Origin of the sequence: Streptomyces sp. Je 1-4 4N24 (assembly GCF_026239515.1) — a bacterium.
GTDB classification, from domain to species: Bacteria; Actinomycetota; Actinomycetes; order Streptomycetales; family Streptomycetaceae; genus Streptomyces; species Streptomyces nigrescens.
On the sequence record NZ_CP110836.1, the window covers coordinates 7,552,990 to 7,565,778 of the forward strand.

Consider the following 12,789-nt stretch of genomic DNA (forward strand, 5'->3'; position numbering starts at 1 on the left):
GTCCGTCATTCGCGATCGGGCTTGGCATCTGGGTCAGTGACGCTGCTGGGAGAGCTGGAAGACGTCCGCGGCAAGACGGGCGGCGGCTTGCCTGGTCGGGTGAGCAAGCAGTTCGGTATGGATCCGGCCGCCGGCTGCCAAATGCCGGTCATACGGCAGAACCTGAATGCTCACCCCGGTGGACCTGAGCATCTGGATGGCCTCGTCCAGGTCGAGCCCTGAATGGGGTACCAATTCGGTGAGCACGACAACCGTGCCAGCCATCACATGCCGCGGCAGCCCCTGCATCCACTGCAGTACCGAATACGTACTGCGGATTCCTTCCGGCGTGGCAGGTGTGGTCAGAACCCGGCCATGCGCGGCACCGAGCGCGACCCGGCCGACTTCGGCGGGCAACGTCTCACAGTCGATGACCATCACACCGAAGTAGCGACGCAGCGCCACCACGACCCGCTCGTACGCCCGGCTGTCCAGCATGACACCGATCTGCCCCTGACTCGCAGGCAGCAACCAGGCGTTGTTGGGGAGCTGGACGAGATAGCCGGTGACGTCGAGCAGGGACATGTCCGGCTTGACGATGTCCGCGATATCGCTGGTCGTCCAGCGCAGCGCCTCGGCGCCGAGACGCTGCGGCAGCGAGCCGAGTGCCGGATCGGCCTCCAGGAAAAGGACCGGGTCCCGCCGGTAGTGCGCGTACGTGGTGCCGAGCAACGCGGCGACGGTCGACTTGCCGGATCCACCCCGGATCGAGGTGACGGCAATCTGCCGGCCGGTCGTCACGGGCTGCTGGAGCACCTGGGCAGTGCGAGTGACCTCGTCGACCTCACGCGCCGCTGACGACGAGAGCGTACGGCGCAGGGCACGTGCGGCACGCGCGGCGAAGGACTCACCGTGCTGCGGCTTGCGGTGTACCGCGCCGGCCAGGCCCTTGTCCTGTGCGGGCTGGGAGCTGGGGGCGCTTTGGGGTGGAGGGCTCGGGGCGTACGCGGCTGGGACCTGTTGCTCCTGGTACCCGGCCTGCTGCGGCCAGCCGCCCGGAAGACCCGCCTGCTGCTCCTGCCCCTCGTACGGGCCGGCCTGTCGCGGCGCACCGCCACCGGGGGTGGCGTCCGGCGCCTGTGTGCCCTGCGCAGGCAGTGCGTGGCCCGGCGCGGAAGCGCGGTATGCCTGTCCGCCGGGGCCTTGTGCACCCTGATCGGCGCCGCCCCTCAGGTCGCGCAGCACATCACCCTGCCAGCCATCTCCGCTCGGCATACCTGTTCACCCCCCACTCTGCTGCCCGCCCGCAGCGCCAGCACATCGACCTAGAACTGTCAGAACTGGTTGAGCAGCTGCCCATACACACCGAACACACCAAAGGCGAGCGGGAAGAGCCCCACCATGCCAATGGACTCGACCAGATCGCCCATCCGTCGCAGCCGCACCTGCACATGCTCGGGCACCTGCACCGACAAAACGACCAACGGCAACACCGCAGCCACACACAGCACAGCCAGCGGCCCGACATCCCCCGCATGCTCCAACCACCACGTCACCAGGCGCACCACCAGGCACGACGCAGCAGCCAAGAGCGCAACAACCTCAACGACCAACGGGAACGCTCGCGCCCTCGACACCAGCACCACGACAACGAGCGCCGCCAGCACCACGCTCCATACGGTCGGCTTCTCGGCCAGCGTGAGCAACCAGCCGGCGGAGACCGCCGAAACCGCAGTGACGATCGTCGAGAGGGCAAGGCCGCGATGCGCCGCAGCAAGTGCGGTACCCACCTGGTGACGGCTCACCGAAACGCCGCCCGAGCGGCGGTCATCGAGCGAGGTGAGCCCAGACATCATCAGCGCAAGCCGCGGCAGCACACCGAGCACCACCAAAGAGAAGACAGCCATCACGGCACCGAGCCGGGCCGCATCCCCCTGAACAGCGGCAACCACCTCCCACACAAGGGCGATCGCGGCAGTGGTCACCGCACCAACGAGCCCACCCTTGCCCAGCGGAGAGAAGTAACCAAGGAACGCAAGCGTCACGACCAGCGCACCCGCCACGGCAGCGAGCCGCGCGGTGCCCGGCCAGCCAAACGCATCGGCAGCCGTCCACGCCGTGAGAACACCAAGCCCGCCGGCGGCGAGCAGGAGCGCGGTCGCCAGTCCCCGGTTCCCCCGCCCGATTTTGGCGACGAGCGCACCGGCCGCCAGGAGCACAAGCGATACAACTGACAGAGCACCCACCAGGGCGCCAAGCGGGAACTCACGGCGGGCGAGCAGCGCGGCGATCACGGCGAAGACGATCGTCGCCACACCCGCACTGGCCCGGCGCGCAGCAGGACGCCAGCGCCAAGCCCGCAGATCGAGGTCGTCAGCCACCTGATCGGTAACGTCGTGCACAACGGGAGCCGGCGGCGCAGAATGCGTCGTCACCAGCCGGAGCACGGCGCCGTCGGCTACCCCGGCCGACGCCAGCGTGCTGTCGTACGGCAGGACAGAACCGTCGGCCGTAATCAACTGCCGGGCTACCGGCCGCGATGCGGGCCGATCGCCCAGCAACGGCAGGACATCCGGGATCAGTTGCCCTATCGGCGTATCGGAGAGCAGGACGACATCGGCCCGGCGTCGCTCACCGACCAACGTCACTCGGCTCAGTTGCGTCCGGGAACTCGCTGCTCTGCTCACCACTTACCGGAACCTACCATCGCGGGGTTGACAAACTCTTTGGCCAGACGGGACATGCTTCCACCCTGGCTCTGCGTCAGGGAAACTTCTTCTGCACGGTCAGCTCTTCGCGCATTCCCCGGGAATGTCGCAAACTCTGTCCGAATCCGATCCGTGGGCTTCTAGGGGTTCGCCGACCTTGTCGGCTGCCCGTACTGCTGCATCTGACGCTGCTGCTTCTCCTGCTCAGCCTTCTGCATGGCCAGAGTGTGCTGAAGGAACGACCACCCCACGCACCCCGCGCACAGGACAGCCGTGATCGCGATCCCCGCGAAGACCTTCCCCAGCCGCTCGTCCGCCGTGCGACGTCCCCGCTGCGCACCTAACAACAGGGCATCCCGCATCCTGCGGCGGCGTACCGCCACCGACTCCAGCAGCTGACTGTCGTAATCCCGCGCCATTTCGCCGTCCGTCGCCTCGGTCGTCCGCAACCTCGGTCACGGTCGATGAACTCTCGGTTCATCGGCGGTCACTCGCCGACCGTCAATCCTAGATGGTCGTCGCGTAACGGCCAACGACGGGCGCTGTTGGTGTCGGCGTGCTCGGCGGAAAGCCGCTGCTGGGACACTTCCATCAGCGACGCCAAGAGTCGAAGAGCCTCGAAGATGCCGTTGTGGCGACCGACGACCATCGCATCGACGAGACGCGGAGCAGGCTTGGAAGTCCCTGCGTGATGAGTGGTGAGCACGCCAGTGGCTGCTTCGCCGCCTTCTGATTCGTAGCTCCAAGGAGAGTGGCCAGCAGCGGCCCGTGGACTGCATGTCGCCGATTCCCTCATTGCATGGTTGCGGCCAGAACCGCAACGAGCGAACAGGCCAGGGCAAGCGTCGTCGCGAAGGCTGTGCCTGCGCGAGTGACGGCGGTGGCGTCTTGCTCGACGTAGTGGTCTTTCGCGAACCATCCTCCGTCAGACACTGAGCGCCAAGGAGACCAGACCTCTACACAATGGACGCTGGTGGCATTGATCAAGACCCTCCGGCTGTACTAGTTGCCACCCGGTGATGTACGTGTGCCAGCGAGGCCCGCCGTGAGGCCGACTTCGGGCCTCGATCTCCTGACAACCCCCATGTCGGTCAGTAAGGTTGATTACTCTGCAGGTTGCAGATGGTCGCACCGGGGGAGTCATGATCATCGTTGGGGAGTCGCAGGCCACGGGGGCCTCCGTCTTGCAGAGCGACCCGACGGTTCCGGGGCAGGACGTCGGAGCATCCCACACGGGTGGCAACCCTCACGTGGAGAGGCATTCGACTGTTCTGTCCGATCAGGCGAAGGCATCCGCCGTCCGGATCGCTCTTGCCTCTCGGCTGGACAACTTGCCTGTGCTGCCCTCGCAGCCCTTCATTGGGCGTGCCCTGGACCTGTCGCAACTGGGCGCGTCCTTGCGTGTCGGCGGCGGGGTCGTCACCCAGACGACCACGGTGAGTGGGTTGGGCGGCATCGGTAAGACGGCTCTGGTCCTCCGATTTGCCCAGGACCAGCGCGACCGGTACCAGCTTGTCTGGTGGATCGTCGCCGAGACCGAGGAGCAGATCACCTCCGGATTCGGCGACCTCACACTGCGTCTGCATCCGACGTGGGCACGCGAGGCCACTGCCAAGGAACGTACCGAGTGGGCCTTGACGTGGCTGGAGACCCACTCTGACTGGCTGGTCGTCTACGACAACGTGGAGCGGCCCGAGGAACTGACCCCGTTTCTGGGGCGATTAGACGGCCATGGCCATCAACTTGCCACGAGTCGGCTCAGCACCGGCTGGCCCGCGAGCACCTCCCTGGTCAGTCTGGACGTGCTCGATCACGAGGACGCCGTCACCCTGCTGCACTGCACGTCCGGACTCATCATGGACGCCGCCACGGCCGGATCCGGTGCCGCCGCCTCGCAGGCCTCCCTACTCGCCGCGGACCTCGGGCACCTGCCCCTGGCCCTCGCTCAGGCAGGCGCGTATTTACGGGAGACCGGCATCGGCTTCGCCACCTATCGGGACAAGCTGGCGCGGCTGCCCGACACGGTACTGGGCGACGGCGCGGGCGGTTCGGACAGGACCATCGCCCGGATCTGGCGGACCAGTCTGGAGTCGATCCGAGCCGTTTACCCCTCGGCCGTCCCTCTCCTGCACACCCTGGCCTGGTACGCCCCCGAGGCCATACCGCGCGAGGTGATCCACCATCTGGAGCGTCGTCTCCAGGACATCGAGCCATCGCTCGCCATGCTGGCGGCCTACCACCTAGTCACCCTCGGCCTCGAGGGGCCGACCCTGCACCGGCTCGTCCGGCAGACCCTCCAGCGTGCCGATCCGGCCGAGGTGCCGGAGGCGCGCGGCCTGGCCGAGGCGGCGTTGGCCGCCGAACTCTCAGGTGCCTCCCCCGAACGCGTACGGCGGATGCTGGTGCACATCCAGGCTCTCGCGGAGACCGAGCCCGCCGCCGAACCGGACGCTGCGGCCGTCGAGATGTACCGGCTCGGCACCGACGAACTTCTCGCGCGGGAACAGCACGTCCTGGCGATCCCTTTGATGACGCAGGCCGTCGACGGCAGCACGCGGCTGCTCGGCGTGGACCACGAGACCACGCTCAACGACCGGGACCGTTTGGCGGAGCTGCACGCCAAGGCTGGCGACCCGGCCCGCGCGGTCCAGCTGTGCCAGGACGTCTACCTCGACCGCGTCCAGTGCCATGGCCCGGACGCAGTGGAGACCCTCGCCGCCCGGGAACGGCTGGCGTACGCGCACCGCAAGGCCGGCGAGGTCACCAGGCCCGTGCAGGGGTTGACGGCCGTGGTCGCCGACCGTCGCCGGGTCCAGGGCGAGGAACACCCGGACACGCTCACCAGCCGCAACAACCTGGCCTACGCGCTGCAGATGGCAGGCCGGTACGAGGCCGCCGTCGAGGAGTTCCGGGCGGTCGTCGCGGACCGCGAACGCCTTCTGGGGGCGCGGCACAAGGACACGCTCGCCAGCCGCACCAACCTCGCGTACGCCCACCTGCAGGCCGATGATCACCGCACCGCGCTGAACCTTTACATGCAGGCGATCGAGGACCGGCGGCGCCAGCACGGTCCGGACCACCCTGACACGCTGACCAGTCGGGGCTGGCTGGCCTCCGCCCACGAGGCCGCGGGCGATCCGCGCACAGCGGTCGCCCTGTATCGGGAGGTGGTCGACGACCGGACCCGGGTGCAGGGCGCGGACCACCCGGACACCCTTCGCAGCCGCCACGATCTGGGATGGGCCCTGTCCGAGGCCGAAGGGCCGGATGCGGCATTGCGGGAGTTCGAGTCGCTGGCGGCTGACAGCGCTCGGGCGCAGGGGCCCGACCATCCCGCCACGCTCTTCTACCGCGACGACATCGCGGAGATCCATCAGAACCGGGCGGACTACGCTCGGGCAGCCGCCGCGTACGAGGCAGTGATCGCCGACTACACCCGGGTCAGGGGCAAGGATCACCCGGAGACGCTGCGGGCCCGGGCGGCATTGGCCTTCACCTGGCAGCTGGCAGGGAGCCACCGGCGTTCGGTGCAGGAGCGCCAGGCACTGGTCGCGGACCGGACACGGGTGCACGGCGATCGGCACCCGGCAGCGCTGACTGCTCGTGCCAACCTGGCTTTCGCCCATCGCGCGGCCTTCGAGTTCCCGGCCGCGATCGGGCTTTTCGAGGACGTCCTGCGGGACCGCAGCGACATCCTGGGTCCTGAGCATCCCCACGTCTTCGCGGTACGCGAAGCCCTGGCCCGCACCCTGCAATGGACCGGCGACCACATCCGCGCAGTCCGAGAGCTGGAGTTGCTGCGCGCGGACATGGAGCGGTTCCTCGGCCCGGACAATCCGCGCGTGCTCGAAGTACGGCTCGCTCTCGCCCGGGTGTTCGCCGAGGAGGACCGTCTGGCGCAGGCTATGGAGCTCTACGAGCCCCTGGCCGAGGACTACGAGCGGCTCCACGGGCTCGACCACCCCAGGACCCTCGTTGTACGGCTGTGGATAGGGGCGGCTCACCGCGCGGCCGCACGGTTCGACCGGGCAGGCGAGGTGTTCGACGCGCTGATCGCCGACCACAGCCGCATCCAGGGCCCGGACCATCCGGACACGCTGAACGTCAGGAGCTGGCGAGCCCTCGTCTTCCGTTCCGCTGGACAGCACAAGCAGGCGATTACGGCGTACCAGACGCTGAACGAGGACCACACCCGGCTCCTGGGCCCGAGGGCCCCGGCCACTCTGCACGATCGAAACGGGCTGGCGCTGGCCCGGCTGGGCGACCAGGACCACGCGGGCGCGATCGCCGGATTCACCGCACTGCTCGATGACCAGCGCAGGATCCTGGGGGACGACGCCCCGGACACCCTGGCGGTACTGGAGAACCTGGCAGACGCTTGTTCGGCGGACGGGCAGGACGACCGGGCGATTGCTTTGTACGAAGAGGCGGTCGAAGCGTGGAGCGGGAAGTGGGGAACCACACATCCCCGCTCCCTGCGCTCGCGGCGGAACCTCGCGATGGTCCAGCGAACGGCGGGTCGGCACCGGTCGTCGCTCAGCACACTGCAGGCGGTACTCGAAGAACAGGAGCGTACCGACGGGCCCGATCATCCCGCCGTGCTGTCCCTCCGCTATGACATGGTCAGTGGGCACAGTGCCGCAGGCGATCATGTCCGGGCCGCGGCTCTCGCCGAGCAGTTGCTGACCGACACCGCTCGGGTTCGCGGCCGGGACCACATCACCACGCTGAACACCCGCATGCTGCTGACAGACGCGTGGCGGGAGTCCTGCCAGTACCAGCAGGCCGTGGCCGGGTACGAGACGCTGGTCGAGGAGTACACACGGTTCCACGGTCCGGAGCACACCGAGACACTCGCGCTCAGGACACTGCAGGCGTTCGCCTTCGCCGAGCGGCTCGACTGCGAGCAGGCCATCATTCTCGGCCAAGCGCTGGTGGAGGACCGCACGCGCATCCAGGGCGCCGACCATCCCAGGGTCTTGCGGGGGCGGCGCATCGTGGCTTGTTGGCGGGAGTGGGCCGACGACCGTGCAGGAGCGCTGCGGGACCTGGAGGTTCTGCTGCGCGACCACGAACGGGTATTGGGCGCCGAACATGCTGACACCCTCGACCTGCGCGGCGCTGTCGCATGGACACTGCTGGGGGCTTCAACGGCCAACCGTGCGGTCGAGGCCACCACGCGGTTGGTGGAGGACCTCACCCGGCTGCGGGGGCCGCACGACGTCATGACCCTCGACGCACGGCAATGTCTCGCGCGGGCGCACGAGTACGCAGGCGATCTCAGCCAGGCCCTGGCTCTCCGCGAGTTGCTGGTGGAGGACCGCGCCCGTGTACAGGGTTCCGGACACAGCGCAGCCCTGGCAGCCCGCAGAAGTCTGGCCTGGTCCCGGCGTCTGCTCGGCGACCGTGAACGGGCGGTCGGGGACCTCCTGGCCTTGGTCGACGACTACGACCAGGAGCGAGGTGTGGACCACCCCCGTTCTCTGCGTTGCCGCAGCGCCCTCGCATCTGCCTACCGGGAGATGGGCGACTCACGGCAGGCGATTCTCGTCCTTGAGGACCTCCTCAAGCGGTATGAAGCGGTTCTCCCCGAAGAGCACCCGCTGACGCTCCGGGCACGCGGCAGTCTGGCCTGGCTGACGGCGGACATCGGTCCCGCGGACCACGCGGTGCTCATGGCCCGTGCGCTGATCGACGACTGCACCCGCCTGTTCGGCGTCGGGCACCGGCGGACGCTGGACCACCTGCCGGTCCTGGCGCACGCACTGTCGCAAGCGGGCCAGCCGCAGGAGGCGCTGGGGGTGATCGGCGAACTATTCCGTTCCCAGGCCCGGCTGACGGCAGGACATCTGGACCTGCCCGAGACAGCCGAGGCCCTCGCCCAGGTTCATCTGAATGCCGCCGGTGTGGGTGACGACCACGCAGCGTCCGAGGATTCCGACGAACTCCTTAGCCTGGGTATGGTTGTCGAGATCTTCGCCCGGAATTACGACGCCTCTCTGCCCACCCTCGCCGTCCAGCTGGCCGACACCCTCGCCCGCGCGGGTGATCACACGGCGGCAATAGCGCTGCTGAAGGCCGTCCATGCCGCCCGCTCCCATGTCTTCGGCCCCGACCACCCGCTCACACTGGAGAGCCTCGCCACTTTGGCCCTCGCGTCCCTTGAGGCAGGCGATCCGGAATCCGCGCCGTCCGACGAAGAGCTGATGGCCCGTTGGGAGCGGGTCTTCGGGCGGGACCATCCCGACACGGAGGAGCTCCGCTGGCGGCTGCGCATTGCGCGCCCGGCATGGCGGGTCCGGCTGTCAGTGCCGACGGACGAGGAGCCGACGGAGGGCAGCCCGACGCCTATCGAGATCAGCCTGGTCCGCGAGGAGGGGAGCACAGTGCCCCCGCCGGCCTTGATGGTGGTGGTCCCCTCCTGGCGGACGGATGCCTCGGTGGAACCGGCCCTGGCGGAGTATGACCCCGAAGGCGATCCGGCGTGCTTCGTGCTGACCGCGCACGAGCCGGGGGACCACGACATCCATTTCACACTCTACGACCACGCGTCCGGACTGGTGTTGCAGGACCTGCGGACGACCGTCCGCGTATCGGGCTCCCCCACCCAGAACGAGGATGCCCGACACAGTTCTGGGGAGGACTGACCCAGATGACGCACGATCCCGGTGTGGAGGTGCTCGAGGACCCCTCCCACGGTTTCACGGGAGTGCCGCCCCAGCGAGGCGGTTCACAGGCCGCCACGGTGGACGCTGTCTCCGCCGAACTGCGAGTGAAGCTGTACCGGACCGGCACGGGCCTGAGCATCATCGCCCACGACACATCGGCGCCCGACACCGGAACGTGGCACCAGGCCCCGCTGGAGGTGTCCGCCGAGGAACTGCTCGATCGCGCGGACCGGCTGCTGGCCATCTGGCGGGACCAGGTGGTCTTTCATCGGAGCACTGACCCCAGATACGGGCAGCGGGTGGGCGGCCGTCCCCTGGCCGAGTCCATCGATCTGACCGAACTGCGTGAGCTGACTGACCCATTGGTGGCGAAACTGGCCGACGAGGGCTTCGACCTGCTCCATGTGATGCTCGACGGAACGGGCTACGACCTTGGCCGCTTCCGTGAGTTCCTGCTGGGCACCCTCGCCAGCGGGCAGCAGCTGCGCATTAGTTTCGACTCCGAGTGGCAGTTGCCCTGGCCCATGCTCGCAGTGGACCCGGCGGAGTGCGACAGCCCCTGGGAGGCGTTTCTGGGCCACCGGCACCAGGTTGAGCAAGCCCGTGCCGGCTACCCCTGGGACCACGCCCCGCTGGGCCGACGCGAACGGGCCACCGCCAGCCTCAACAAGGACACGACCCTCGATCACGTGGCCCGGGCGGACGAGGTGCAGAAGCTGCTGGAGGAACGCTCCCTGCTGACCGTCCGCACTCGCGGAAGTGAGCTTCTGGAGGCCCTTTCGCGTTCCGTGCTGCACGAAGACGTCATGTATTTCTGGTGCCACGGCCGCTTCGTGGACACCGGTGCCTCCGGCCAGGTCCTGACCGTACGGCTCTCCGATGGCGAGGATGTCGACGGCCCGGTGGTGAAGCGCAAACGGCGCTTCTACTTCCGTAGTCCGCAGTCCCGTTTCAAGCCCTTCGTACTGCTGAACGCCTGCCACTCGGCGAAGGCCGCGGAACCGGGAAGGCTGAAGCACCTGGGGCAGGAGCTCATCGACCAGGGCGCCGATGGCGTCCTTGCACCGCAGATCGAGATCCCAGAGGCCTTCGCGGCCGAGTACGCGTACGCTTTCCTCGACCGCTATCTGACCGGTGCACACACGGCGGGTGAGATAGGCCAGTGGCTGGTGCGGCGCTTTGCGCGGGAGTTCCACAACCCGCTCGCCCTCGTCTATTCGCTGAACGGTGGCATCAACACCCGTCTGGACCTCGTCTCATGACCGCACCCCGAAAGCGGCCCAAGCCGAATCCCCAAACGCCACAGCTCGCGCCCCCAGTGGAGGTCGACCTCGACGAGCAAGGCCGCCTGACAGTGCCGGGCGGTGGGTCACCGGTACCGGTCACCCGGGTTGCTGAGCACCTGGCACGCCGACTGGCCGTTCCTGACTGGGCCACCGACATCCATGTCTACGTCCACGGCTGGCAGACCCCGCCGGCCCAGGCGACCCGGACCGCCGTACAACTGCTGGAGCAGGCCGCCGAACTGTACGTGTCGGCCCCGGGCCGCTACCCAGCCCTGAAGTCCGGTTACCGCCCTTGGTGCGTCGTGGTCCGCTGGCCGTCGTCCAGCCTGCCCGGGAAGAAGGGCTACGAAAGGATCAGGGACCGGGCGCATGCTATGAGCGCCGAGGGCCAGGGGCATGCCCCCTACGTTATCGGGCACTTGCTGGGCTATCTGGACGCTGACCGGACCGACCCTTCGGGTCCGGCGGTCCTGGCCAACCGGACCGGCCAGTACCTGCACCTGATGGGCCACTCCTTCGGCGGCCGTTTCCTGTGCGAGGCAGTGCAGCAGGCAGCCGAGCAGCCGCCGGTGCTCGGCTGGAGTACGCCGTACGACCACCTACGCCCCTTCACCGTCGACAGCATGCTGATTTTCCAGATGGCAGCCCCGCGCGACGCGTTCCTCCGCCACTTCGACACGCTGTTCCCGACGGCCACGCGCCCTGGCGCCCCCCTCCGCGGCCCGATCGCCCTCACCCACTCCCGCTGGGACCGCGCCACCGGCTTCTGGCACCTGCGCGCCGAGAAGACGCCAGGGATCGGCCACTCCGGTGTGGGGGCGGCCCCGGTGCCCCAGTTCTCCACCCGATTGCTGCCCATCGGCACCGACTATCCGCAGCAGGTCCTGGACCACCGCCTGGTGAACATCGACGCTGACTGGCTCTATCGCGGCAGCCGCCGTACCCGCCTCCACCCCTCGGGCGCCCACTCCGACTTTCTCCGTCCGGAATCCGCCCACCTGCTGCTCACCCTGGCGGAACGCTCCCGCTGACGTGAGCACCGCACGCAGCACGATGTCGACGCTGTTCCATGTGCTCGGCGGGAATCGGCGAGATGGTGTCCCGCCAAGTACAGCACCGCGACTCTGTTATTGATCTCGTATGGGGTACTGGCGGGAGGGCCGTGGGGCGCTTCGCTGCTGGCGTGCGGGGTGACTTTGGGGTCTGGGGTGTTGCGGTGTCGTTACGGCCGAGGAATTTCCAGCGGACTCCGGTGTCGCCGCACCCGCTCGTACGAATAGAGGCCCGACCCGGACTTCCGGCCCAGCCGGCCTGCGTACACCATGCGTGCGAGCAGCGGGGAGCGGCGTACAGGGGCTCTTTGCACTCCTCGTTCATGCAGCCTCTTGCTCGCGGCAGTTGTCCTCCAGCCAGGTCTTGATCTCGCTGGGCCAAAACCGCAGTTGTTGGCCCACGCGAAAGCTGGGGATGGCCTGCTTCTCGTGATTGTCGTAGACCCATGAGATGGGCTTGCCGAGAAAGTTTGCCAGGGCCAGCACAGTCCACATCGGTTGGTCCATCGCTGCTCACTTCCGTAGGTCGGGAGTTCGACACGATAAGGACGGAACGCGGCCGCACCAAACGACCCGTACAGCGCCTCTTGACCTTCACGGGCTTGGTAACGGGCGTTTCGCGGGGAGGTGGGCGTGGGTGCTGGCGTGACACGCAGTGAAGAGCGAGCGCCTTACGGCCCCGCGCTGCCCGCAGTTCTGAAATCAGCACCGATCCAGCACAACGCTCCCGACAGGACCGGAATGGACGGCAGCGGAAGTCAGCACGAACTCAGCACGGCCCAGCGTGGGCTCGTTCGCAGCGGACGAGCCCAAGCTGTTGACCTGCGCATTTGCCACACCGTCCCGTGTCTGCTAACGCCCCGCCTCCCAGTTCGAGAACATCTGGCTGCGGACGAAGCGCCACGACGCAAACGGCCAGGTCAAGAGCGGTTCGGGAGGCGTCTGCTACCTCTACTTCCCGGCTAAGCCGGCACCAACTCAGCACCGGGTACTCGCGGAGCTGGGAATCCGCTGAGCAGGTGCACTCCGAAGGTGGCCTCGATGACCTGACGGCAGCTCTCACTCCTGCGCGCCGCCGCGCGCGTCGAAGACGCAG

8 protein-coding genes and 2 pseudogenes are annotated in these 12,789 nt (G+C 68.1%); 5 read left to right on the plus strand and 5 right to left on the minus strand.

Features of this window, described 5'->3' with window-relative positions; translation table 11 throughout:
• Positions 1–33: 33 nt before the first annotated feature.
• From SLV14N_RS33075 to SLV14N_RS33085, 3 genes are all read right to left on the minus strand, one after another.
• The gene (locus SLV14N_RS33075) at positions 34–1,254 is read right to left on the minus strand and encodes a MinD/ParA family protein (RefSeq protein WP_263272303.1); all 1,221 of its coding nucleotides are present in this window, start codon (positions 1,252–1,254) and stop codon (positions 34–36) included.
• 59 nt (positions 1,255–1,313) lie between these two features.
• A complete protein-coding gene (eccD, locus tag SLV14N_RS33080; RefSeq protein ID WP_263272304.1) occupies positions 1,314–2,669 on the minus strand; it encodes a type VII secretion integral membrane protein EccD in 1,356 nt (451 codons plus the stop codon).
• Positions 2,670–2,827: 158 nt separating this feature from the next.
• Entirely contained in the window at positions 2,828–3,106 is a 279-nt protein-coding gene (locus tag SLV14N_RS33085) for a hypothetical protein (protein WP_263273343.1), read from the minus strand.
• Between the two features lie 137 nt (positions 3,107–3,243).
• Here SLV14N_RS33085 and SLV14N_RS39010 point away from each other — a divergent pair, with 137 nt between their 5' ends.
• From SLV14N_RS39010 to SLV14N_RS33105, 4 genes are all read left to right on the plus strand, one after another.
• Positions 3,244–3,420, plus strand: a complete 177-nt coding sequence (locus tag SLV14N_RS39010) for a hypothetical protein (RefSeq protein ID WP_369292822.1) — start codon at positions 3,244–3,246, stop codon at positions 3,418–3,420.
• Positions 3,421–4,024: 604 nt separating this feature from the next.
• Positions 4,025–9,334 carry an FxSxx-COOH system tetratricopeptide repeat protein gene (fxsT, locus tag SLV14N_RS33095; RefSeq protein WP_263273345.1) on the plus strand — a complete coding sequence of 1,770 codons (5,310 nt, stop codon included), beginning with the start codon at positions 4,025–4,027 and terminating at the stop codon, positions 9,332–9,334.
• A gap of 5 nt (positions 9,335–9,339) precedes the next feature.
• Positions 9,340–10,617, plus strand: a complete 1,278-nt coding sequence (locus tag SLV14N_RS33100; RefSeq protein WP_263272307.1) for a CHAT domain-containing protein — start codon at positions 9,340–9,342, stop codon at positions 10,615–10,617.
• On the plus strand, positions 10,614–11,672 hold the full coding sequence (locus tag SLV14N_RS33105) for a hypothetical protein (protein WP_263272309.1): 1,059 nt from the start codon (positions 10,614–10,616) through the stop codon (positions 11,670–11,672). Before SLV14N_RS33100 ends, SLV14N_RS33105 begins: the two co-directional genes overlap by 4 nt.
• 191 nt (positions 11,673–11,863) lie before the next feature.
• Here the strand turns inward: SLV14N_RS33105 and SLV14N_RS33110 are convergent.
• Positions 11,864–12,018, minus strand: a pseudogene (locus tag SLV14N_RS33110) (3-hydroxyacyl-CoA dehydrogenase family protein); the annotation flags it as partial.
• Entirely contained in the window at positions 12,015–12,200 is a 186-nt protein-coding gene (locus tag SLV14N_RS33115; RefSeq protein WP_263272310.1) for a helix-turn-helix domain-containing protein, read from the minus strand. The gene SLV14N_RS33115 and the pseudogene SLV14N_RS33110, both read right to left, overlap by 4 nt.
• A 361-nt stretch (positions 12,201–12,561) precedes the next feature.
• On the opposite strand from SLV14N_RS33115, the pseudogene SLV14N_RS33120 reads away from it, so the two are divergent.
• Positions 12,562–12,708 (plus strand): annotated as a pseudogene (locus SLV14N_RS33120) (peptidase C39 family protein); the annotation flags it as partial.
• Positions 12,709–12,789: the final 81 nt, after the last annotated feature.